This is a genomic window from Aestuarium sp., from assembly GCF_023253315.1.
GTDB lineage: Bacteria > Pseudomonadota > Alphaproteobacteria > Rhodobacterales > Rhodobacteraceae > Marivivens > Marivivens donghaensis.
The window spans coordinates 61,808-84,680 of the sequence record NZ_JALRGW010000001.1; the positions used below are offsets into that span (position 1 = coordinate 61,808).

At 57.7% G+C, this 22,873-nt stretch carries 26 protein-coding genes and 1 tRNA gene; 10 read left to right on the forward strand and 17 right to left on the reverse strand.

Going from position 1 to position 22,873, the window contains the following annotated elements:
- Positions 1-8 precede the first annotated feature (8 nt).
- A complete protein-coding gene (gene rplI / locus AC1QQ2_RS00365) occupies positions 9-590 on the forward strand; it encodes a 50S ribosomal protein L9 (protein WP_067545686.1) in 582 nt (193 codons plus the stop codon).
- Between the two features lie 63 nt (positions 591-653).
- Here rplI and AC1QQ2_RS00370 read toward each other — a convergent pair whose 3' ends face one another.
- The 3 genes from AC1QQ2_RS00370 to AC1QQ2_RS00380 form a co-directional block, all read right to left on the reverse strand.
- Complete coding sequence (locus AC1QQ2_RS00370) at positions 654-1,127, reverse strand: hypothetical protein (RefSeq protein WP_105234844.1); 474 nt, start codon at positions 1,125-1,127, stop codon at positions 654-656.
- Between the two features lie 145 nt (positions 1,128-1,272).
- Positions 1,273-2,598 carry a trigger factor gene (gene tig / locus AC1QQ2_RS00375; protein ID WP_479711646.1) on the reverse strand — a complete coding sequence of 442 codons (1,326 nt, stop codon included), beginning with the start codon at positions 2,596-2,598 and terminating at the stop codon, positions 1,273-1,275.
- 239 nt (positions 2,599-2,837) lie between these two features.
- Positions 2,838-2,922 (reverse strand) — tRNA-Leu (locus AC1QQ2_RS00380).
- A gap of 207 nt (positions 2,923-3,129) precedes the next feature.
- On the opposite strand from AC1QQ2_RS00380, the gene AC1QQ2_RS00385 reads away from it, so the two are divergent.
- Positions 3,130-3,594, forward strand: coding sequence for a Hint domain-containing protein (locus AC1QQ2_RS00385; protein WP_479711647.1), 465 nt, complete (start codon positions 3,130-3,132; stop codon positions 3,592-3,594).
- 51 nt (positions 3,595-3,645) lie between these two features.
- Here AC1QQ2_RS00385 and AC1QQ2_RS00390 read toward each other — a convergent pair whose 3' ends face one another.
- Positions 3,646-5,190, reverse strand: coding sequence for an NAD(P)H-hydrate dehydratase (locus AC1QQ2_RS00390; protein WP_479711648.1), 1,545 nt, complete (start codon positions 5,188-5,190; stop codon positions 3,646-3,648).
- A 142-nt stretch (positions 5,191-5,332) separates the two neighbouring features.
- On the opposite strand from AC1QQ2_RS00390, the gene AC1QQ2_RS00395 reads away from it, so the two are divergent.
- From AC1QQ2_RS00395 to AC1QQ2_RS00405, 3 genes are all read left to right on the forward strand, one after another.
- Positions 5,333-5,671, forward strand: a complete 339-nt coding sequence (locus tag AC1QQ2_RS00395) for a P-II family nitrogen regulator (protein WP_067545695.1) — start codon at positions 5,333-5,335, stop codon at positions 5,669-5,671.
- Between the two features lie 35 nt (positions 5,672-5,706).
- Positions 5,707-7,113, forward strand: a complete 1,407-nt coding sequence (gene glnA / locus AC1QQ2_RS00400) for a type I glutamate--ammonia ligase (RefSeq protein WP_479711649.1) — start codon at positions 5,707-5,709, stop codon at positions 7,111-7,113.
- Positions 7,114-7,268: 155 nt separating this feature from the next.
- On the forward strand, positions 7,269-7,451 hold the full coding sequence (locus AC1QQ2_RS00405; RefSeq protein WP_479711650.1) for a hypothetical protein: 183 nt from the start codon (positions 7,269-7,271) through the stop codon (positions 7,449-7,451).
- Here the strand turns inward: AC1QQ2_RS00405 and AC1QQ2_RS00410 are convergent, their stop codons facing one another.
- Positions 7,452-8,177 (reverse strand): heme-dependent oxidative N-demethylase family protein, encoded by a 726-nt coding sequence (locus tag AC1QQ2_RS00410; protein ID WP_479711651.1) that lies wholly within the window; start codon positions 8,175-8,177, stop codon positions 7,452-7,454.
- An 8-nt stretch (positions 8,178-8,185) separates the two neighbouring features.
- On the reverse strand, positions 8,186-9,070 hold the full coding sequence (locus tag AC1QQ2_RS00415) for an endonuclease/exonuclease/phosphatase family protein (protein WP_479711652.1): 885 nt from the start codon (positions 9,068-9,070) through the stop codon (positions 8,186-8,188).
- Between the two features lie 197 nt (positions 9,071-9,267).
- Between AC1QQ2_RS00415 and purB the strand changes: the two genes are divergently transcribed.
- The 3 genes from purB (at position 9,268) to AC1QQ2_RS00430 (ending at position 12,688) form a co-directional block, all read left to right on the forward strand.
- Entirely contained in the window at positions 9,268-10,572 is a 1,305-nt protein-coding gene (purB, locus tag AC1QQ2_RS00420) for an adenylosuccinate lyase (RefSeq protein ID WP_479711653.1), read from the forward strand.
- Between the two features lie 90 nt (positions 10,573-10,662).
- A complete protein-coding gene (locus AC1QQ2_RS00425; protein WP_479711654.1) occupies positions 10,663-11,694 on the forward strand; it encodes a FliG C-terminal domain-containing protein in 1,032 nt (343 codons plus the stop codon).
- Positions 11,695-11,761: 67 nt separating this feature from the next.
- Complete coding sequence (locus AC1QQ2_RS00430; protein ID WP_479711655.1) at positions 11,762-12,688, forward strand: lysophospholipid acyltransferase family protein; 927 nt, start codon at positions 11,762-11,764, stop codon at positions 12,686-12,688.
- Here AC1QQ2_RS00430 and AC1QQ2_RS00435 read toward each other — a convergent pair.
- Positions 12,640-13,344 (reverse strand): DUF1223 domain-containing protein, encoded by a 705-nt coding sequence (locus tag AC1QQ2_RS00435; protein WP_479711656.1) that lies wholly within the window; start codon positions 13,342-13,344, stop codon positions 12,640-12,642. The two genes, AC1QQ2_RS00430 and AC1QQ2_RS00435, sit on opposite strands and share 49 nt — an antisense overlap.
- Before the next feature lie 133 nt (positions 13,345-13,477).
- Positions 13,478-14,569, reverse strand: coding sequence for a Hint domain-containing protein (locus AC1QQ2_RS00440; protein WP_479711657.1), 1,092 nt, complete (start codon positions 14,567-14,569; stop codon positions 13,478-13,480).
- A 219-nt stretch (positions 14,570-14,788) separates the two neighbouring features.
- On the opposite strand from AC1QQ2_RS00440, the gene AC1QQ2_RS00445 reads away from it, so the two are divergent.
- Positions 14,789-15,253, forward strand: a complete 465-nt coding sequence (locus tag AC1QQ2_RS00445; RefSeq protein ID WP_105234833.1) for a DUF7684 family protein — start codon at positions 14,789-14,791, stop codon at positions 15,251-15,253.
- Here the strand turns inward: AC1QQ2_RS00445 and AC1QQ2_RS00450 are convergent, their stop codons facing one another.
- The 9 genes from AC1QQ2_RS00450 to yajC form a co-directional block, all read right to left on the reverse strand.
- Positions 15,254-15,793, reverse strand: a complete 540-nt coding sequence (locus AC1QQ2_RS00450; RefSeq protein WP_105234832.1) for a DsbE family thiol:disulfide interchange protein — start codon at positions 15,791-15,793, stop codon at positions 15,254-15,256.
- Positions 15,786-15,935: a heme exporter protein CcmD gene (gene ccmD, locus AC1QQ2_RS00455; protein ID WP_105234831.1), complete on the reverse strand. Its 150-nt coding sequence runs from the start codon at positions 15,933-15,935 to the stop codon at positions 15,786-15,788. The genes AC1QQ2_RS00450 and ccmD overlap by 8 nt, the downstream gene beginning before the upstream one ends.
- Positions 15,932-16,663 (reverse strand): heme ABC transporter permease CcmC, encoded by a 732-nt coding sequence (gene ccmC, locus AC1QQ2_RS00460; RefSeq protein ID WP_479711658.1) that lies wholly within the window; start codon positions 16,661-16,663, stop codon positions 15,932-15,934. Before ccmC ends, ccmD begins: the two co-directional genes overlap by 4 nt.
- A gap of 19 nt (positions 16,664-16,682) precedes the next feature.
- Positions 16,683-17,339 (reverse strand): heme exporter protein CcmB, encoded by a 657-nt coding sequence (ccmB, locus tag AC1QQ2_RS00465; RefSeq protein WP_479711659.1) that lies wholly within the window; start codon positions 17,337-17,339, stop codon positions 16,683-16,685.
- Positions 17,336-17,953, reverse strand: a complete 618-nt coding sequence (gene ccmA / locus AC1QQ2_RS00470) for a heme ABC exporter ATP-binding protein CcmA (protein ID WP_479711660.1) — start codon at positions 17,951-17,953, stop codon at positions 17,336-17,338. The genes ccmB and ccmA overlap by 4 nt, the downstream gene beginning before the upstream one ends.
- Positions 17,953-18,306, reverse strand: a complete 354-nt coding sequence (locus tag AC1QQ2_RS00475) for an Mth938-like domain-containing protein (protein ID WP_479711661.1) — start codon at positions 18,304-18,306, stop codon at positions 17,953-17,955. Before AC1QQ2_RS00475 ends, ccmA begins: the two co-directional genes overlap by 1 nt.
- Positions 18,307-18,384: 78 nt before the next feature.
- Entirely contained in the window at positions 18,385-19,353 is a 969-nt protein-coding gene (gene secF, locus AC1QQ2_RS00480) for a protein translocase subunit SecF (RefSeq protein WP_479711662.1), read from the reverse strand.
- A 3-nt stretch (positions 19,354-19,356) separates the two neighbouring features.
- Positions 19,357-21,018, reverse strand: coding sequence for a protein translocase subunit SecD (gene secD, locus AC1QQ2_RS00485; RefSeq protein WP_479711663.1), 1,662 nt, complete (start codon positions 21,016-21,018; stop codon positions 19,357-19,359).
- Positions 21,019-21,033: 15 nt separating this feature from the next.
- Positions 21,034-21,315 carry a preprotein translocase subunit YajC gene (gene yajC / locus AC1QQ2_RS00490; protein ID WP_105234824.1) on the reverse strand — a complete coding sequence of 94 codons (282 nt, stop codon included), beginning with the start codon at positions 21,313-21,315 and terminating at the stop codon, positions 21,034-21,036.
- A gap of 261 nt (positions 21,316-21,576) precedes the next feature.
- Here yajC and serS point away from each other — a divergent pair, with 261 nt between their 5' ends.
- Positions 21,577-22,869 (forward strand): serine--tRNA ligase, encoded by a 1,293-nt coding sequence (gene serS, locus AC1QQ2_RS00495; RefSeq protein ID WP_479711664.1) that lies wholly within the window; start codon positions 21,577-21,579, stop codon positions 22,867-22,869.
- Positions 22,870-22,873 lie beyond the last annotated feature (4 nt).

Sequence of the window (22,873 nt, forward strand, 5' to 3'; positions counted from 1 at the left end):
TCATATCAATGGACGTTATCCTTCTCGAACGCGTTGCCAAACTCGGCCAGATGGGCGAAGTCGTATCCGTGAAAGACGGCTACGCTCGCAACTTCCTTCTGCCTACCGGCAAGGCTCTGCGCGCTAACGAAGCAAACAAAGCGAAATTCGAAGCTGACAAAGCTCAGCTCGAAGCACGCAACCTCGAAACCAAAAAAGAAGCCGAAGCACTGGCTGCGACCCTCAACGGTCAGCAGTTCGTTGTGATTCGTTCCGCTTCGGACTCGGGCGCTCTCTACGGTTCTGTCTCCCTGCGTGACATCGCCGAAGTTGCGACCGCTGGTGGTTTCTCGATCGACCGCAAGCAGGTTGTCCTGCAAGGCGCGATCAAAGAACTGGGCCTGCACAGCGTAACCGTTGTTCTGCACCCTGAAGTTGAAGCAACCATCACCATCAACGCTGCACGCTCTGCAGAAGAAGCTGAGATCCAGGCATCGGGTAAATCGATCCAGGAACTGGCTGCTGAAGAAGAGCAAGCTGCAGCTGACGAGATCGCCGAACTGTTCGACGACGTTGGTGGCGCTGCTGCGGACTCCGACGAAGACCTCTAAGGTTTCCGTCAGACCAAAAAGAAAGGCCGCAGAGAAATCTGCGGCCTTTTTCTTATGTGGCGATCAGCGGCGGAAGGTTTCCAACTCGAGGATCGCATCACAGTAATCCCCATCATAGGTGCCAACCCAAACGTCGAGATAGCCGTCGATCGGTCGCGTTAGAACGATCTTGGGGTCCATGTTGCCGTTGTCATCGTCATCGTAATACCAATTGGCCGACGCGGTGTTGATCAACAGCGCACTATCGCATTTGCTGATAACGCTGATTTCCAGCTTCAGCCCCGACATCCCGCTCATATCAAAGGTGAAATCAGGCGCTGTGGTGAAATACCCTGCCCCCTGATCCGTTCCAGGGCGCACATTCGGACAGTTCCAAATGTAGTTTTCGCCACCAGCGACCACGTTAAAACGAACAGGGCTGCGCATCTGGGGACCAGTAACCGAATAGCTGTCCCCCCACTGAGAGTAATCAGGGCATGCCATCGCAGCCGTCGACAAACCAAACACAGCAAGAACAGATAAAATAATGTGCTTCATGGTTTAACTCCTCGGTTGAGACTTCACTACCTCAAGCCTAGGCCTGTTATACCAATGGATAAACCTTTTTCGGTCGGGGTGTTTCGTCGCACAAACAAAAAAGGCGCCCCAAAAGGGCGCCTTTCGATCAGGGATGAACCGCTGATTATTCTTCTTCCAGAGCCTCGACAGCCTTCTGGAGATCTTCTTTCGATACTTCTTTGTCAGTCACAGAAGCGACCGAGAAGATGTGATCAACTACTTTGTCTTCAAAGATCGGAGCCTGAAGCTGCTGACGGAACTGAGCGTTCTGCTGAACGAATTCAAAGAACTGACGCTCTTGGCCCGGGTACTGACGTGCTTGGTTCATGACCGCTTGGGTCAGTTCAGCGTCAGAGACTTTCACTTCTGCTTTGTTGCCGATTTCAGCAAGGAACAGACCCAGTTTCACGCGGCGTGCAGCGAGAGCTTTGTGCTCGTCGGTTGCTTCGATCGAACCGTGGTTGTGATCGTGCACTTCTGGGTTTTCTTCGTGCCACAGCTGGTGAGCGATCTGGTCAGCTTCAGCTTTAACCAGCGATTCCGGCAGGTCGAATTCAACTTTGCCGTCCAGCGCGTCGAGGAGCGAACGTTTCGCAACTGCGCGTGCTGCACCTTGGTATTCAGCTTCAAGACGCTCAGCGACTTGTGCTTTCAGCTGAGCGAGGTCTTCGGAACCGAATTTCTTAGCCAGTTCGTCGTCGATCGCTGCGTCTTTCGCTGCTTTAACAGCTTTGATGGTGCAGGTGAAAACAGCCGCTTTGCCAGCGAGGTTTTCAGCGCCGTATTCCTCAGGGAAGGATACGTCTACGTCTTTCACGTCGCCAGCTTTTACGCCAACGAGGCCAGCTTCAAAGCCAGGGATGAAGGAGTTCGAGCCGAGAACCAGCGGGTAGTCAGATGCTGCGCCGCCGTCGAATGCTTCGCCGTCAACTTTACCAAGGAAGTCCATGACAACTTGGTCGCCGTCTTCTGCAGCGCCATCTTTGTCTTCGTAGGATTTCGCGGTTTTCGCAAGGTTTTCGAGAGCTTCGGTGATCGATGCGTCGTCAGCTTTGACAACCAGACGCTCCAGTTTCACGTCAGAGAAGTCGACTTCCGGAATGTCCGGCAGGCGCTCGTAGGAAACTTCGACAACAACGTCGTCGCCTTCTTTCCAGTTCTCGTTGGTCATTTTCATTTCCGGCTGTGCTGCCGGACGGTCACCCGAAGTCTCGAGGTGGTTGTTCATCGCGCCATCGATTGCGTCTTGCATCGCTTCGCCCAGAACACGCGGGCCGAACTGCTTTTTCAGCATAGCCATCGGGACTTTGCCCTTGCGGAAACCCTTCATTTCAATGTCGGGCTGAGCTTCGATGAGCTTTTCGTTTACTTTTGCGTCGAGCTCTGCAGCGGTTACAGTGATAGTGTAGCCGCGCTTGAGGCCTTCGTTGAGGGTCTCGGTGACCTGCATCGTATGCGTCCTTTTACGTCTCGTTCAGGCCGCACAACGGCGGCCACCCTAAATCAGCCGTCCTTCTATTGGGGCATAGCGCCCCATGCAAGGCGAAATGGCACATTCCCCCCTATTCCATCAGGATGTTTTTCGGGTCCATTCTGGGGAAGCGCGTCGAATTCGGGAAAATAAGGCCCTGAACGGGCTGAGACGATCGGCCAAGGGCCAATCCAAATCGTCAGTACATTCAGGATTTGTGGTGCGGGTGGAGGGACTTGAACCCCCACGCCTTGCGGCGCTAGAACCTAAATCTAGTGCGTCTACCAATTTCGCCACACCCGCTCTGAGGGGCGGTCTAGCAAAGCCTTGCGCGGGCTTCCAGCGAAAAATGCACACGTATTAAATGTATGTAAACACGCATAAAGTGTGTCCAAAAGGTTAACAATCGGCGCATATGGGCAGTCGGGGGTGCTTTTTGACTGGTGTTAAGCCAATGCTTGCTTAACCTGCCTAGCAATTGAGGCAGACACAGCAAGAGCGGGAACCGCCATGCACCCTGATATCGAGATTCGCCCGGCGCAAGCCGTGGGCGTTCGCAATTTGACTGGCCTTGTGGCCGGCACCACCCTTTTGACGCTGGATGGGGAACTCCCTGTTGAGACGCTTGCCGCTGGCGATCGTGTAATTACGCGTGATTCTGGCATGGCGATCCTCCGCGAGGTCCGCGCCTTTACCGTCACCGCAGAGATGATCCGCATTAAAGCGGGCACGCTGGGCAACACCCGCCCTGACCGTGACATGGCCGTTTTTACGCAAACCCCGATCCACATCCGCGATTGGCGTGCACAGGCTCTCTATGGTGAAGCGACCGCGATGGTCAGCGCAGAGCGTTTGATTGATGGTGAATACATCACGCGCTCAGAGCCTCAGTCGGTCATGATGTTCGAACTGGTCTTTGAACGTCAGCACATCCTTTATGCAGACGGGATGGAGGTCGGATCGGCGGCTGTCTGATCCATACCACATCGTTTTGATGCGCCGCCCCATTCGGGCGGCGTTTTCGTTCTAGAGGCCTAAGTCGCGGAATACGGCAGGCAGCGCTTCTGGCAGATCCTCGGCAATCAGCCCTGCGCCAAAATGACGGGCAGCGGCAGTGTGAAGCCATGCAGCCGTCTCTACATCCTTGTTCCCCGTGATAATCCCCGCGAGCACATCCCCCGCCCCCGCCGTCGCGAGCCAAGGCGTTGCGTTGTCATAGGTCGCAGCATTCAGGACCGTCGGTCGATGTGGCGCTGCAATGACGGTATCGCGCCCTTTGTATAGAACGGTGCAGCCTGTGCGGCTCGCGGCCTCCTCGGTCGCGGTGATTTTCGACGGGTGGTCGATGAGGTCAGGGAACAACCGCGCAAATTCGCCGCCATGTGGGGTGAGAACGCATTGGGGGTGGAGCGCGCCCATCAGCGCGGCATCCCTAGCCAAAGCTGTCAGCGCATCCGCATCAATCACCGTGAACCGTTCCGCCGCGAGGATCGTGGGCAAAAACGCCGCCGCGCGGTCGACGCCAAACGCAGGGCCAATGCAGAGACGGTCGTAGCGTTTGTCTTCTAAGAGCGCGGTTAGGTCTTCGGGCGTGTCGCAGGGCACCAGCATCACTGCCGTTTCATGGGCGGCGTATTCCGAGATGGCGTCACGTGGCACCGCGATCGTGACCAACCCTGCACCCGCCCGCAGCGCAGCCCGCGCCGCCAGTCGTGCAGCCCCCGTTTTGCCCGCAGGACTACCGAGGATCAGCGCGTGGCCGTGGCTATATTTATGCGTCACCCGCCGCAGCCCACCTTTGAGCGAGGATAGGCGCGGTTCAGATAGGCGAACAGCGTCGGGACAAAGTGTCGTGATACCAATGTCAGCTATCACCAGATCGCCGCACAGATCAGGGCCAATCTTCAAATGATGACCCAGTTTGGCGCAGTGGAAGCTCACCGTGAGATCATAGAAAATCCGCGCATCCTCGGTCAGGTGTGATTGGCCTTTGTCCGCGTCCAATCCGCTGGGCAGATCGACGGCGACCCATTTGCCACCCTCTGCATATGCCAGATCGGCAGGCCAGACGGACAAGGCGCGGAAGCCTTCTGCAATCTCGCCCGTCACCGCACGTGACAGGCCCGTGCCGAACACCGCATCAATCCAGAGCGCGGGATGATGCGCATCGTCCCAGCCCCGCAAGGCCGCACCCAAGTCAGCCCAAGGCCGCACCTGCCCCATCGCTACCCAACGGTCGTAATTGGCACGGGCATCGTTTGACAAACGCGCCGCGTCACCCGCAAAGAAACAGGCGACCTCCCATCCCCGCTCTGCCAAAAGCCGCGCAACGACGAAACCATCACCGCCGTTATTCCCCGGCCCGCAGAGCACAACGGCAAGGTCGGGCGCAGTGGCCATCACGGGCCATCTGTCCAAAATGGCATCAACAACGCCCTGCCCCGCACGCTCCATCAACTGGAGGCCCGTGACACGGCCAGACGACATCGCAGCGCCTTCAACGGCGCGCATTTGGGCAGAGGTCAGGACTTCGATCATCGTTTCAGCACCAAAAGTTTTCAAACCGCACATCAAGCGCGCATATTGCACAATTTTTAATCACACCCTATGGAATCATCCCGAAGGAATAGCCTGCGTCAGCCTACCCGATTGTGCCTGCCGTGCAGACATGGTCTGACGCCGAAGGAACACCAAAGCGAAGGGAGTCGCGTCAGTGAAAAAGATCGAGGCGATCATCAAACCGTTCAAACTGGACGAGGTCAAGGAAGCCCTGCAGGACGCTGGCGTACAAGGTCTCTCCGTGATCGAAGTCAAAGGCTTTGGTCGTCAGAAAGGCCACACAGAGCTGTATCGCGGCGCTGAATATGTTGTGGACTTCCTGCCGAAAGTAAAAATCGAGGTCGTCCTTGCTGACGATCAAGTCGATGCCGCCATTGAGGCCATCATTGGCGCTGCCAAAACCGACAAGATCGGCGACGGTAAAATCTTCGTATCGCCTGTCGAACAAGCGATCCGTATCCGCACCGGTGAATCTGGCGACGACGCGCTTTAATTCACTGACAAATTTCACCTCAAGAGGAATCAGGGATGAACAACCAAGAGCTTCTTAAACTTATCGCGGACGAAGGCGTTGATTACGTCGACATCCGTTTCACCGACCCGAAGGGCAAACTCCAGCACGTGACTGTTGTCTCTGACCTGGTTGACGAAGACTTCCTCGAAGAAGGCTTCATGTTCGACGGTTCGTCGATTGCTGGCTGGAAGTCGATCGACCAGTCCGACATGAAACTGATGCCGGATGCGTCCTCTGCTTACATGGACCCGTTCTACGCTGAAAAAACCATCGCGATCCACTGTGACGTTGTTGAGCCGGACACTGGCGAAGCCTATGACCGTTGCCCGCGCCAGATCGCGAAAAAAGCAGAAGCTTACCTGAAGTCCTCGGGCATCGGTGACGCTGCATACTTCGGCCCTGAAGCTGAATTTTTCCTGTTCGACGACGTTCGTTACTCGGTTACTCCGGCGAAAGTATCCTACCAGATCGACGCTGAAGCAGCTGCTTGGAACACCGACGCAGAAATCGAAATGGGCAACCTCGCACACCGTGCAGGCCACAAGGGCGGCTACTTCCCTGTGAACCCAATCGACGAAGCGCAGGACATCCGTGGCGAAATGCTCTCCACCATGAAGCGCATCGGCATCAAAGTTGACAAACACCACCACGAAGTGGCGACCTGTCAGCACGAGCTGGGCATGATCTTTGGTGGTCTGGTCGAGCAAGCCGACAACATCCAGAAGTACAAGTACATCATCCACAACGTGGCTGCGTCCTACGGCAAAACCGCAACCTTTATGCCCAAGCCGATGGCTGGCGATAACGGTTCTGGCATGCACGTAAACATGTCCATCTGGAAAGACGGCAAGCCGCTCTTTGCAGGCGACAAATACGCTGACCTGTCTCAGGAAGCTCTGTACTTCATCGGTGGTATCCTGACCCACGCGAAAGCACTGAACGCGCTGACCAACCCGTCGACAAACTCCTACAAGCGTTTGATCCCGGGCTTCGAGGCTCCTGTTCTGCGCGCGTTCTCGGCACGCAACCGTTCTGGCTGTGTCCGTATTCCGTGGACCGAATCGCCGAAAGCAAAACGCGTAGAAGCTCGCTTCCCAGATCCGGCAGCGAACCCCTACCTCGCTTTCGCAGCTCTGATGATGGCTGGCCTCGACGGCATCAAAAACAAAATCGATCCGGGCGCTGCTTCGGACAAAGACCTCTACGATCTGCCGCCAGAAGAACTGGCAGCAATCCCGACCGTATGTGGTTCGCTGCGTGAAGCTCTGGAAGAGCTGGAAAAAGACATGGACTTCCTGCTTGCAGGCGACGTGTTCACCAAAGACCAGCTTCAGGCTTACATCGACCTGAAATGGAACGAGGTTTACGCTTACGAGCACACCCCGCACCCGGTCGAATACCAAATGTACTACAGCTGCTAATCTTAGCAGTCGTCAGACAAACGAGAGGGCGCCCCATTCGGGCGCCCTTTTCGTTTAGTGGAACGGCCCCACGACAATTTCATGTCTTTGCCCTGATTTTGCCATTATAAGTTGAAATGTTGTCGCTGAGTGAACCAGTTTTCAGGTCCAGTATCATGTTTAAGAGTGCCCAAGATTACCTCGCCCCCAAGCCGACCCATATTCCGGCCTCTGCCCAGCCAAAGCCGCAGATGCGCCTGCCGCATCAGGCTGGCGTCATGTCTCGGCAAACGCCGACCTCTCATAAAAATTGGGTGTCCGCGCTGTTGGAGCGGGTCAAATCGACCCTCAACCCCTGATCAAATCGCAACCATCGTGGTGTGGATCGCAAAGAGAACCGCACCCGTTTTCGGCAGCCGCATGACGGTCTGCCGCTCACTGCGTTCATAGAGCGGATTGATGTCCGTGTAGGGACGCGGGTTCGATTCGCTGCGCACATGGAACAGCGTCGCGTCCTCATAGCTGTGCAAATTCGCCCGCCACATCGGACGTAGCGGCTGCGCCCCATCAAACAAACGCTGCACACGTTTGCCGATGTCCTCAGTGTAGGACGGCACGGGCACATGGATGCGCAAGAGCGGACGCCCGATTTTCTCGGCCAAGGTCCATGCAGCAGGGAAACACAAGAGCGCTGCCGTCAGCACATGTTCGTCGCCCTGCTTTTGCAAAAGGCACAGGTCCTCTTGGACCAGTTGCGACAGGGTGAGGAATGGATCATTGCGGACGATGGTCACGACCTGCCCATCAGGGCGCGTTACTTGATCCGCCGTCACCGTGAACCCCACCGATGGCAATTCGGCCAAGATCACGTCGAGAAGTTCCGCAACCGCCTCTTCTGCCTCGGGCAGGACAGCACAGACAGCCGCGCGGTGATCGCGCATCAGACGGGCCTTTTCGCCCAACTGCCCCGTGTAGGCGCTATCCACGGTGATCCACGGCCCCGTCACAGGTCGCATCGCGGGCAATCGGGCCGCAGCAACAGCGCGTTGTTCGTCGGGCAAGTGGTCTTGAAGAATGGGCGTCATGGCGGGTCCTACGGTCCGAATGATAGCACCAGACCATAATGATCCGACCCCGCCAAGGGGCGAATATCGACGGCACCCTGCCAGCCACGTGGGATCAACGTATGATCAATCGCAAAGGGCAGATGAGCGCCAAATCCAGGGAAGGTCGACAGATAACCACCGACCCGCACTGCGCCCGCCGTTTCCGCGATCCGCCGCACAGAACTGCCCCACGGGATCATGTTGAAATCCCCTGCAATCACAATCGGACCGTCGAGGCTTTCCAACCCATGCAGGATTTTCGGCACCTGAGAGGCTTGGGTGAACGGATAGGGCCAGTTGAGGTGGACCGACCCGACCCAGATCTGCCCGATCTCTGGCACGTCGGCTTGGGCGATGACGATCCCGCTGCCCAGACTACAGCCCGCACCAGACGGTGTCAGAGGGTAACGGGACAGAAGGGCAATACCCCCGTTCCCTTGGCTCGCGCAGGCAAGACGATGGGGAAACCGGTCCTCTAGCCCGTCGAGCACGAGTTGGTTGATCGATGACGTTTCTTGCAGCGTTACGAAATCCGCGTCCGTCGACAGGATATCGGCCAAGATCGCCTCGGGCGTGGCACCGTTCCACAGCATGTTCTTTTGATAGAGCCTCAGCGGCCCCGTTCCACGCACCGCACTGCCCGCAAAATCGCCCCATGTGACCACGCCAGACGCGATCACCGCGACCAAGACGCCAGCCGCCCAACGCTTTAGTCCAAAAAACAACAGGGCGATGACAATCACAAAACCCGCAGCCAGCAATATAGGGCGCCCCAAAGACAAGGAATCGGCCAACGGAATCCACGTCCCGAGGTGCGTAAACGCCAAGAGCGCCACACCTAGAAACGTTATGAATTTCAGAACACTACGCATCGATCCTCTCGCCCCATCTCGGCGGGTTTCGCCTATAGTCCTGACGCATCATTCCCCCGAGTTCAATGCGCCAAGGGCATAGCCCCCACACCCTAGCGGCCTTTTGCCCACCAGTTATGGCTGTGCTGCTCTTGTTACGACACGTCATGCATCGTATGAGGCGCGTGAAACTTTCCACCGACGAAAGGCCGCTGCCAATGATCCCTCGCTATTCCCGCCCTGAAATGGTCTCCATCTGGGAACCTGCAACCAAATTCAAAATCTGGTACGAGATCGAGGCACACGCCTGTGACGCCATGGCCGATCTGGGCGTTATCCCCCGCGAAAACGCTGATGCGGTTTGGAAAGCCAAAGACGTAGAGTTTGATGTCGCCCGCATCGACGAAATCGAAGCTGTCACCAAACACGACGTGATCGCGTTCCTGACACACCTCGCTGAACATGTCGGCAGCGAAGAGGCCCGTTTCGTTCACCAAGGTATGACGTCCTCGGACGTCCTCGACACTTGCCTGAACGTTCAGCTGGTGCGCGCATCCGACATCCTGATCAAGGACATGGAAGCCCTGCTCGCAGCGCTGAAAAAGCGCGCGATGGAGCATAAGAACACCGTTCGCGTTGGCCGCAGCCACGGTATCCACGCAGAGCCGACCACTATGGGACTGACCTTTGCACGTTTCTACGCTGAGATGGACCGCAACCTTGCGCGTCTCAAACTCGCCCGTGAAGAGATCGCAACTGGCGCAATTTCGGGCGCTGTTGGCACTTTCGCGAACATCGACCCCCGCGTCGAAGAGCACGTCTGCGCGAAACTCGGTCTGAACCCAGAACCGATCAGCACCCAAGTCATCCCGCGCGACCGTCACGCGATGTTCTTTGCAACGCTCGGCGTGATCGCATCCTCGATCGAAAACGTAGCGATCGAAATCCGCCACATGCAGCGCACCGAAGTTCTTGAGGGTGCAGAGTTCTTCTCGATGGGCCAAAAAGGCTCGTCGGCGATGCCGCACAAAAAGAACCCAGTTCTGACCGAAAACCTCACTGGTCTGGCGCGTCTGGTTCGCATGTCGGTCATTCCTGCGATGGAAAACGTCGCCCTCTGGCACGAGCGTGATATTTCGCACTCCTCCGTTGAGCGTGCGATTGGCCCAGATGCCACCATTACCCTCGACTTTGCCCTGAACCGTCTGACCGGCGTTGTCGATAAAATGCTCATCTTCCCGCAGAACATGCTGGATAACATGAACAAATTCCCTGGTCTGGTGATGTCGCAGCGCGTTCTCTTGGCCCTGACCCAAGCAGGCGTATCTCGCGAGGACGCATATTCCATGGTTCAGCGCAACGCGTTGAAAGTCTGGGAAGACCGCGTTGATTTCCGTGAACAACTCCTCGCGGATGAGGATGTTGTGAACGCGCTTGGCGTTGATGCGATCAACGAAAAGTTCGACATGGACTACCACACCAAACACGTGGACACGATCTTTAAGCGCGTGTTCGGCGCATAATCGGATCGGGGGCCTTCGGGCCCCCTTTTCATTTGGGGCTAACGGTTTTTTCACCTTTCCATCCGATCCTTGGGCGGAAAGGACACCACTATGCCCGATGGATCACAGCTCCCCCCGATTGCACATCTGACCCGCCGTCAAAAGGCGGCGCTGTTGGTGCAATATCTGATGGCAGACGGGCAGACGCTGAACCTCTCTGACATGCCAGAGGAGGCGCAAATCGCCCTCACCCGCGAGATTGCCGATATCGGCATGGTGGATCGGGCGACTGTGGATCATGTGGTGATCGAATTCCTCGACGAGATGGACCGTCTCGGCCTCACGGGGCCCGGCGGGATCTCTGCCGCTCTTGATGCGCTTTCGGGTCAGCTAAGTGCAGGGACGACGGCGCGGCTCAACGATGAGCTCTCTGGCACCGACCCGTGGCGGCAGATTTGCAAGCTAGAGGTCGATCAGATCGTCCCTCTGGTCAATGCAGAGGCAATAGAAGTCTGCGCAATCACACTATCGAAACTCCCTGTTGATAAGGCCGCCCAAGTGCTAGGCCGTATTGCCGGCGAACGGGCGCGGCGGATCACCTATACGATGTCGCTGACCACAGGCGTAGCGCCCGAAACCGTCCTGCGGATTGGCACCGCGTTGATTGGGGACTATGGCAAACCGCGTGAAACGGCCTTTGCCCAGCCTGCCCCACGGCACCTCGGTGCGATCCTGACGGCCAGCGGTGCTGACCTGCGCGACAGTCTCTTGTCCGATCTGAATGACGATGATCCAGTGTTCACCGCGCAGGTTCGGCAGGCGATCTTTACCTTTGCCGATATTCCTGCCCGCCTGCCTCCGCCCGACGTGCCCAAGGTCCTGCGGGCCACGGATCAGGCGGATGTGGTGACGGCGCTGGCCCATGCGATGGCGTTGGGTGGCGCGCTAGAGGCTGGGGCGGACTATCTCCTTGCGAACCTGTCGCAACGGGTGGCGGACCAGATCAAGGATGAAATGGCGGAGCGCGGCACCCCACGCAAGGCCGATGGCGAGGCCGCGCAAACCCGCCTGACCGCCGTGATCCAGAAATTGGCCGAAACGGGCGATATAACGCTCTTTTCTACGGGAGAGAACGCTGCGTGATCCATCGTGCTGCTTGAGATTGCGGAGCCAGCCCTTTATCTGAGGGGCAGACCGCACAGGATGGCACATGGCCCAAACTCAAGAGACCGACCTCGGCACACGCGCCGATTGGATCATTGACCGCATTTTGCGCGGCATGATCGGTGGGCTAATGCGTCTGCCTTACGAGACGCGCGTGGCGCTCATGGGGGCCGTCACAAAGCGGGTCATCGGGCCTATCGCGGGCTACCGGAAAAGGGCGCTGGCTAACCTGTCGCTGATTTTCCCTGACATGTCAGACGCCGAAAAATCCCGCATCGCTGACGGCGTGCTGGACAACGTGGGCCGCACCCTTATTGAAAACTATTCATGGCAGGAATTCGGTCAACGCCTTGCTCGGGCCGAGATCAGCGGTGATGGCATGGCAGCCGTCGAAGAGGCCCGCGCCAATGGCCGTCCGATCCTCTTTATCACCGGACATTTCGGCAACCACGAGGCACCGCGTCAGGTGCTCACGAACAAAGGTTACATCATCGGTGGTCTCTACCGTCCGATGAAGAACGCCTATTTCAACGATCACTACGCCAGCACGATGACCGAACTCTCAGGCCCCGTCTTTGCCCAAGGGCGGCGCGGCACAGCAGGGTTTGCGAAACACTTACGTGGTGGCGGCATGGGCACGCTGTTGTTTGATGTAGCGGTGCCCGATGGGGTGCTGTTGGATTTCGTCGGACATCCCGCGATGACCGCGACTTCAGCCGCTGATATTGCGTTGCGGATGGATGCGCTCTTGGTGCCCTATTTCGGGATCCGACAGGCCGATGGTGTGAGTTTTGACGTGGCCGTTGAGACGCCCATCGAACACACGACCCCTGAACAGATGATGGCCGAGGCAACCGCCCGTCTAGAGGCCCGCGTCAGAGCCAACCCCGAACAGTGGTTCTGGGTGCATAACCGCTGGAAGCCTCAGCGCACGCGCCCTGCCGACACGATCAACCCTGGCCCTGGTTCCTGAAGGATCACGACCGCTGGCGCGTCCCCCTCGATGGTCACAGAGAGCGATAGCGGCGTGCGCGTGTCCCATTCGCCCAGATCGTCCCAAGACGTGACGATATTGGTATAATCAACGGTTTTCCCAGCGTTTTCACCGCGTTCAATATCGACCTGCGCATTGGGTTGATAACGAACGAGCTGCACCGTCAGCGGCGTTGCAAAGCTCTGCAGGGACTCGGCGGTTAGGGTCAGCGTATTGCCCGACCGCTCAAGATCCAGATCAATGCCATCGGCCATGATGATGTGACGGCGAATCAGCTCCATCAGTTCCATCGGGTGTGCGCCAACCACATGGTCCACACCGCCAATCACAAACTGCGGGGTGTAGATGGTCCGCTCGCCTGCTTGGGCGGCGTAGCGTTTCTGGCGTTCGGTAAATGCAGGATTGGCAAAGCTATCAGCCCAACCGATATAATCCCAATAGTCCACATGCAGCGCCAGCGGGATCACATCATCGCTCTGCGCCAGTTTTGCGAGAATTTCATCGGCAGGCGGACAGGACGAACAGCCCTGAGAGGTGAACAATTCAACAATAATGGGGGGATGATCATCCGCATGGGCAACTGCAGGCAGGGTCATAGCCAAGCCACACATCACCGATCCCAAAAGCTGTCGCATGTTTACATCCGTGTTCGTTTCCTAAGACCGATTTAGCGCAACACGCTCACACTCTCCAATCAATGAATTGCGAGACTTTGACATGATTGTACAGAGGACACGATTTTTCGGGGCAACGTCTGTGCGAATACGCTCAGGCGGTTTCACGTTCCGGCCGACGGGACAGAGGCGATTTTCGGTCGAGAAGCCCCTCGCGCTCCATCGCCCACCGCAGGAGTTCCGCTTCGCGCGCGGTCAAGCACATACGGGCTGCAGGGCCATAATGTTCCCACCCGCCACGCAGCACAGGAAACACATCGAGGAGCGCGGCACGGTCAGCCTCAGAGATCGTTTTGATCGCTTCGGGTCCGGGCAAGAGGCTTTCGCTTAGCAAACCATCCGCCATCACAATATCGTGCTGGTCGAGCGCGAAGTGGACGTAATGCGCGAGCGCCCGTGGCTCTGACCGAATGAGGTCGCCATCGATCAAATGTTTCGCGGCGACGAGCACGTCCTCTTCGCCAAAGAGCAGTTCAACAAAGGGGCCGTGGATCATCAGACGATGATTGGGCGAGACGTAGACGGGCACTTCGTTGTCCAAGACACCTGTTTCAATCCGCACAGGTGCGTTTTTACCAACACCAAGGATCGTGTTTTGCCCAACCCAGCGGATCGGTTGCAACCCGTGGTCCATGGTTTCGACCAGATCACCCACGCGCAATTGCTGTACAGGCACCCAGCCCCGCGCCGTCTGGATCGTTGTCCCAGCGAGGTAACAGACGAACATCTGGTCGACGCCAGAGGTATAAATCCCTGTGTATTCAACGCCGTTCCATGTGCCAATAGTGACAGAGGAGACGGCGGAATAGTGACCCTGCGGGATCGACGTATCCATGAGGCGGTAACCCCATGTGCCATCGGTGAACAACGTGACCTCAATATCAAGGCCCGAGATCACCTGCCCATTCATCACAATGGAGGAATTGGTGTAGAGCGCAATTTCTTGCGGATAGAGGGTCGTCGTCGGGCCGATAATATAATCGCCAAAGTACCTGACTGGGCCCAAGTCTAGGTCATCGTCATTGATGACGCCGTCGTTGTCACCATCACGAATGGTATATTCGATGTAGTATGGGTTGTTGATCGTATAGCCGTTCAGGCTCTCATCAAGAACGTCTTGAGAGAGAAACTCTGGGAAAGGGAACGAGGTTGGAAAATACCAACCCCAACTGAGCGTGTCGACCATACCGCAAAAACCTCATGACTATACAGGATCTGTAACGGCAGCATCTGTGGCAAATTTAGTGCCAAGTTCAGCGCGAAGCCCGAATGAGGTGCGCTTTTCGGTCGCAGCATGGAATACACAAATTATCCACAGGGTTGCCCACTCCTAAGTGGTTCTATCCACAGGCTTACCCCCTGAATCCGATTTGCCGAATCCACAGGGGGGTGGTCGATTTGGGGGATGGATATTCAACTCTCCCACCTGCGTCTTTCTGCCGACGACGCCTACCCGCCCCTGCCGGAAAACCGCGCCTATGCGCTGGTCATCATCGCGCACGAGGAAACCTCGGCCTACTGGCGTCGGGGTCTGGCGGAAAAGATGGCTGTGGGGGCCTGCGTTCAGGCGAATATCTGGGGCAGTGACGCCGAAGAGTGGTGCGCAGACATCGACGCCGCCAACGCGCTGTCGATCATGACCGAAGAACGGGCCGAATATTTCCCCGACATCGAGGTCTCCAGCCAGTCGTCGCGCGTGATTGACGATGTGTTCGACTTTGCCACCGCGCAGATGCACACGTCAGAGGCCGAAGAGCTCAGCCTCTTGATCGTGTTGGAAATTGGTGAACCTGCGTGGCGCTATGATCTGTCGGGCATGGCCTGCCGCGCCGCCCGCGATTGGGGCGCCATGGCGGCCTATGCCTGCTGATCAGTTCCCCAGCGCCTTTTGCAACTCTGGTAAAAACCGTTCTTCGTAGTCAGTGCCGATCAGCGGCCCTGCAAAACGGTAGAGAACCGTGCCGTCCCCATCGACGATGAAGGTCTCTGGCGGGGCGGTCACACCCCAATCGATGCTGCCGCGCCCTGTGGCGTCAAACCCCGTCGCAAAAAACGGGTTGCCCAGTTCGGTCAGATAATCGCTCGCAGCACCTTGGGTGTCGCGGAAGTTCACGCCAGCCACGCGGTAGCCCTGTTCCGCCAATTCATGCAGCACAGGATGCTCTGCACGGCACGGCGGGCACCAGCTTGCCCAGAAGTTCACCAGCGTCACTTCGCCCGACCGCAGCATCTCTGGCGTCAATTGGACGGTGCCCTCTAGCGCCTCTGTCGGCAGGGCCGGAGCCTCTTTGCCGATGAAGGTCGACGGGAGTTTGTCGTCGTTGCCAAAATACATACCGCTGAAAAACAGCCCCGCGATCCCTGCAAAGATCACAGGGGGTAGGATTGCCAATACCGGAACCTTAGCCATGTTTCGTCTCAACCTCTTCAAGCCGTTTCTTTGCGGCGCGGCTTTGTTTCAGGCTCACCAGTGCGAGTGCAGCCAAGAGGCCAATCGTCACGCCGTAAGACAGCCAGATATGAAGCGTGTGTTTGCCGAAATCGACCATCATGCAGCCCTCCGAGCCCGCGCCTCGAGCGCATCAGCGCGCCGTATACGGATATGTGTGTTGGTTCGGATCAAAACCAATGCGACAAAAAAGAGCCCAAAGCCCACCATCGAAATCACCGCAGGCCACCAGAACGACGCGTCGATGTTGGTTTCGCGGTCCGCCGAGAAGGTCGCGGTTTGGTGCAGGCCCTTGCCCCAGAACATCGCCGCATAGCGCGAAAGCACCGCAAAGACGGACCCCACGATGCAGAGGACCGAGGTCAGGTCGGCTGCGGTATCGTTGTCCTCAATCGCGGTCCAAAGGGCCATGTAGCCGATGTAGAATAGGAACAGGATCAGGAACGATGTCAGGCGCGGCTCCCATGCCCACCATGTACCCCATGTCGGTTGGCCCCAGATCGCGCCCGTTGCCAGTGCAATCACCGTCATGATCGCACCAATCGGTGCCGCAGCCCGTGCCGCAAGCGCAGAGACGTGGTGACGACGGATCAGCCAGATCAGCGAGGCGACCAGCATCATCATCCAGCCGTTGATTGCCATCAGCGCCGAGGGCACGTGGACGAAGAGGATTTTGACCGAGTGTTCGAACTGGTCGGCTGCGGGGGTGTTGAACAGGCCCCAGAGCAAGCCAACAACGATCAGCAGCATCGACCCGCCAAAGATCCACGGGATCAGTGGCGAGGTTGTTGCCATAAATTTCTTGGGGTTTGCATATTCCCAGATCGACATGATGTCCCCTTTTATTGTCTTAGCGCAGGTTGACCCGCAGTGCCGCAGCACTGGCGAATGGCAATAGCGCAAAAGCCCCCGCAGTAATACCCGCCAGCATCACAAAGGGCGTTGTCACATCCATCGCAGCCGCACCACGGCGCACCGCTTCGGCCCCAAACACCAGCGTCGGGACATATAGCGGCAAAACCAGAAGCGACAGCAAGAGGCCACCACGCCGCAGTCCAACGGTCAGCGCCGCGCCAAAGGTGCCGATGATCGACAGCGCAGGTGTGCCGAGTGCGAGAGAGATGAACAGATAGCCATAGGCCTCTGAATTCATGTGCAAAAGAACACCCAAGAGCGGCGCCGCGAGCGTCAATGGCAGACCCGTGGTCAGCCAGTGGGCAATCGCTTTGATTAATGCTGCGCCTTCAAGCGGCAGCGGCGATGTCGCGAGAAGTGCCAGAGAGCCATCCTCGTAATCCAGCGCGAAAATCCGGTCGAGTGACAGGAGGCAAGCCAAGAGAGCCGCGACCCAGAGGATACCCGGCGCGATAGGCTCGAGGACCGAGGCATCAGGCCCCACGCCAAAGGGGATCAGCACCACAACGATCAAAAAGAACGCAAGGCCAAGGCCGAACCCGCCCCCTGCCCGCACCGCAAGCCAAAGGTCGCGTTTCAGAAGCGCGATCACAAGAACGCCTCGTCGCTGCCACCAGATTGATCAGCCGAGGCACGGAACGGTTCTAGGTCCAGTTCGGGGGCATCAAGGCCGAGGTCGATGTGGGTCGCGATAACCGCGATGCCGCCTTTGGCGAGATGTTGATCACGGATGAAATCGGCAAAGAGGTTCACCGAGAACCGATCCAGCGATACCGTCGGTTCATCAAGGAAAAGCACCTTGCGCCCGATCACACCGAGCCGCGACAGACCCAGACGCCGCTTTTGCCCTGCGGATAAGGTACCCGCCATGCGGTGACGCAGATCAACCAGATCAAAGGCCTCGTAAATGGTGTCAGGCACAGGATTGCCATAAACCTCGGCCCAGAAGCTCAGGTTTTCTTCGACGCTCAGCTGCGCTTTGATCCCATCGGCGTGGCTGGCATAGGCCGCCTGATCGTCGGGCAAGTCAATGTCACCGCTCAGTGCAGGTTGCAGCCCCGCGAGCGTCCGCAAGAGCGTGGTTTTCCCGATGCCATTGGCCCCGCGCAGAACCAGCGCCTGTCCTGCCTCGACCGTGAACGACACGCCAGAGAGGACAGGGACCCCACCGCGCGCACAGGCCAGATCAGTGACGGAGAGGCGCATCAGACGGGGATCAAGGCCAGCGCGACGCGGCGACCTTCGGACAAGAGGACGTTATAGGTGCGGCAGGCCGCGGGCGACGACATCGGTTCTGCGCCGATACCCGCCTCTTCTAATGCGGTGCGAAGGGCGGCGGGCAAATGCGCGATCTCTGCCCCTGTGCCGACAAAGACCACATCAACCGTGTCTTTGAGCGCCAAGAGCGCCTCAACGTCGTCATAGCCACCCCAAGAGGACACGCCTGTGGAGGTCACGACCAGCGGCCCCTCAAAGACCTCACCACCGATGCGGAAAAAACCGGGACCATAGCCATCAACGGGCTTGGCATCGGAATAAACAACCTCGTTCAAACGCATGTCTTATCCTCTTAGCTCAGTGCCTGTTACAGCGCCGTGGCTCCGTGGGGTTTGAGATAGCTCAATCCCCAAGAAAAATCAGGCATCAATATCCATGAACTGGTTGCCGGTAGGTTTCTTTTCCTTCGACCAGTCACGTTTCACACCGAGCATAAGCACGATGTTCTTTGCAACATAGATCGACGAATAGGTACCAACCAGAATGCCCCAAGTGATAGCAAAGACGAACCCACGGATCACGTCGCCACCCAGCACTAAGAGCGCGATCAGCGCCAATAGCGTGGTGCCCGAGGTCATGATGGTACGGCTCAGCGTTTCGTTGGCCGAGAGGTTCAGCACGTCGATCAGCGGCTTTTGCTTATACTTGATCAGGTTTTCACGGGCGCGGTCAAAGACAACCACGGTATCGTTGATCGAATAACCCACGATGGTCAAAAGCGCGGCAATGGTGGCCAAATCGAATTTGAACTGGAACACCGCCCAAAGGCCGATGGTGATCGCAACGTCGTGGATCAAAGCCACAACAGCGCCCACCGCGAACTGCCATTCGAACCGCAGCCAGATATAGGCCACGATCGCGACAAGCGCCGCGAGGACTGCATAGACCGCTTTAGAGATCAGCTCGCCCGACACCTTGGGGCCAACGGATTCAACAGAGGCAAACGTCACCGCTGGATCAACAGCTTTCAAAGCAGCCTCAACATTGCCCACGATGTCTTGGGAGATGCTTTCCTGACCGTCTTGGGCCTGAATGCGGATCATAGCCACGTGCTGATCTGCGGCAAAGGTCGGGTCAAACACCTGCGTGATCACCACATCGCCGAGGCCGAGCGGATCAATCGCCGCACGATACTCTGCAACATCCACAGCGTTCGTGCTGTCTGTGCGGATCGTGGTGCCGCCACGGAAGTCGATACCAAAGTTCAGCCCCATCACGAAGAACGCGATGACAGAGGCAATCACCAACACCACAGACGCCCCAAAGGTAGCGCGTGCGACGCGGAAGAAATTGAAGTTCGTGTTGTCAGGGACAAGACGCATCCGCATGGCTCAGACCTCGATGGTTTTGGGACGGCGGCGTTGGAACCACCAGACGATGAAAAGACGGGTCACAAACAGCGCGGTAAAGACCGAAGTCACGATACCGATACCCAATGTGGTCGCAAAGCCGCGCACGGGGCCAGAGCCAACGAACCAAAGAATGGCTGCGGTGATGATCGTAGTGATGTTCGCATCCACAATCGCCGACATCGCGCGTTCATAACCCAACTCAATTGCTCGCGCTGGCCCTTTCGCGGTTTTCAGCTCTTCGCGGATCCGTTCAAAAACCAGAACGTTCGCGTCCACCGCCATACCCATGGTCAGCACGATACCCGCGATACCAGGCAGCGTGAGCGTCGCACCAAGGACCGACAACGCACCAAAGATCATCGCAACGTTGATCACCAGCGCGAGGTTCGCAATCCAGCCAAAGAGGCCGTAGGTCAGCGCCATAAAGATCATAATCAACGCGAAACCAACCAGCGCCGCGATCTGACCCGCTTTCACGCTATCCGCACCCAGTTCGGGGCCGATCGTGCGTTCTTCGAGGAAGGTCAGACCAACAGGCAGCGCACCAGCCCGCAACAGAACCGCGAGGTTCGTGGATTCCTCAATCGAGAAGCTCCCCGAAATGATACCAGAGCCGCCCGTGATCGCCTGACGAATGGTCGGGGCGCTGATCACTTCGTTATCGAGGACAATCGCAAACGGCGCGCCCACGTTTTCCGAGGTATACTGACCAAAGGCCCGCGCACCCGTCGGATTGAAACGGAACGATACAGCCGGCAGACCGTTTTGGTCGAACGATGGCTGCGCATCAACCAGCTCTTCGCCCGTGACAACAGGGGTCCGTTCAAGGATGTAATAGCTGCCCTCTTCGTTCAGAGACGGCGCAAGGATGTTGCCAACACCCGGATTTGCATTGGCATCCGTGGTGCGACCAACGACTGAGTTAAAGGTCAGTTGTGCCGTCGTGCCGATCCAGTCTTTCAACTCTTGCGCAGATTTCGCGCCGGGAACTTGGATCAGGATACGGTTGTCGCCCTGACGCTGGATCGCAGGCTCACGTGTGCCCGCAGCGTCAATACGACGACGAATAATTTCAAGCGCTTGTTTGACCACTCGGTCGTCAGAGGCCAGCTTTTCCGCCTCAGACAGCCCAATGCTGATCACTTGGCCCTCAGCAGAAACAACGATGTTCGATGCGCCCGCGCCTGTCAGGGTCGCCACAGGCTGGCCCAAACCACGCACCAATTCCAACGCGCGTTCCATGCCAGCGGCCTCGGAAATACGCACGCGCAGCGCATCAGCGGTGGACTCTTCGCGGGTCACAAACCCAACGGTGTCACGTTCTGCAGCCAGCACATCACGCACCTCAGGCCACATCGCGTCGAGCGTGGCGCCATAGGCCTCTTGCACCTGCACTTCAGCGAGCAGATGCGCACCGCCCCGCAGGTCGAGCCCGAGGTTCACCAAATTCGATGGCAGGAACGACGGCCAGAGCGCGACATCCGCCGCGATCTGATCAGAACTCATCCCCGCATCAACCAATTTAACCGCGTCGTTGTGAGACTCGACGCGGCCGTAGAAAAAGTTCGGCAAGGTAAAGACAACCCCGGCCAGGCAGGCCAGTAGGATCATCAACTGGCGAAAGCGCGAAATATGCAGCATGTCCGGGGCCTTGTCTTATGCCTTAGCAGGTTCGGTCTTGCTCACAACCTGAGCAATGGTCGAACGCACGATGCGAACGTTCACGCCCGCAGCAATCTCGATCTCGATCTCGTTGTCGTCTTTGACCTTCGACACTTTGCCGATGATCCCACCTTGGGTGACAACTTGATCACCGCGGCGCAGCGCAGCAACCATCGCCTGATGCTCTTTTACCTTTTTCTGCTGCGGACGGATCAGCAAGAAATACATGATCCCGAAGATCAGGATAAACGGTACGATACCTTGAATGGCCTCCATCAGGCGCTCCCCTTCGTGTTAAATATGCAGGTCTCGCCCCGCAAAAGTCGCGGCACGTTAATTCGCAGATGGGGGAATGGCAACCGGACCGCAACCCCATATCTTCGTGATAATGCCGCAGCCTGCCAAAAAATCCCCCTTGCCCCTTTGTGCGACAAATATCCCGGGGGTGAATTGGCGTAGCCAAGAGGGGGCAGAGCCCCCTTTTCACCCTTCCCCACCCATGCCATAAGCACCGCGTCATTAAGAAGGAGAAGCCCCATGCATGACATCCGCTTTATCCGCGAAAATCCGGCCGCATTCGACGCTGCCCTGTCGCGTCGTGGGGCCGAACCTATGTCGTCAACCGTTCTCGCTCTGGACGAGGCGCGTCGCGCCCTGATCCATGCGGCGGAAACCGCGACCGCTGAACAGAACAAAGCGTCCAAAGAGGTCGGCGCCGCCAAAGGTCGTGGTGACGAGGCTGAATTCGAACGTCTCCGCGCGCTGGTGGCTGAGAAAAAAGCCGACATCGCCCGCATGACCGAAGAGGCAAAGCAAAAGGACGAGGAGCTGAACACGCTCCTCTTGACCATTCCGAACATGCTCTATGATGACGTGCCGGATGGGGCGGATGAAAACGACAACGTTGAGATCAACCGTTGGGGCACCCCGCGCACATTCGATTTCAAACCCGTGGAACACTTTGAAATCGCTGGCGTTCAGACGGGTATGGACTTTACCGCTGGCACCAAACTCTCGGGCAGCCGCTTTGTGGTGCTTTCGGGCGCTGTGGCGCGTATCCACCGTGCGCTGGCTCAGTTCATGCTGGATTACCACGTGGACGTTCACGGCCTGACCGAAGCGATCACCCCCGTCATGGTCAAAGAAGAGATGATGTATGGCACGGGTCAGCTGCCGAAATTCGGCGAGGACAGCTATCAAACCACCAACGGCTGGTGGCTGATCCCGACGGCAGAAGTCACGCTGACGAACCTCGTCAATGGCGACATCGTGGACGAATCCACCCTGCCCCGCCGTTACGCCGCGCATACCCAGTGCTTCCGCTCTGAGGCTGGCTCGGCTGGTCGCGATACCTCTGGAATGCTGCGTCAGCACCAGTTCGAAAAGGTTGAGATGGTCACCATCATCACCCCCGAAGAGTCCGAAGCCGAACATGCCCGCATGACCCGTCAGGCCGAAGCGATCCTTGAGGCGCTCGACCTGCCCTACCGCACGGTCAAGCTCTGCTCGGGCGATATGGGTGCTGGCATGAAGCGCACCCACGACCTCGAAGTTTGGCTACCTGGTCAGGACAAATACCGCGAGATTTCCTCGGTTTCGACCGCAGGCGATTATCAAGCCCGCCGCATGAACGCGCGTTACAAACCCGCCGACGGTGGCAAGCCGCAGTTCGTTCACACCCTGAACGGCTCTGGCCTCGCGGTCGGCCGTACGCTGATTGCGGTTCTGGAAAACGGTCAGAACGCAGATGGCTCGGTCACGCTGCCCGCCGTCCTGCACCCCTACCTCAAAGGCAAGACCACGCTCACCGCAGCGGGCGATCTGGCCTAAGCAC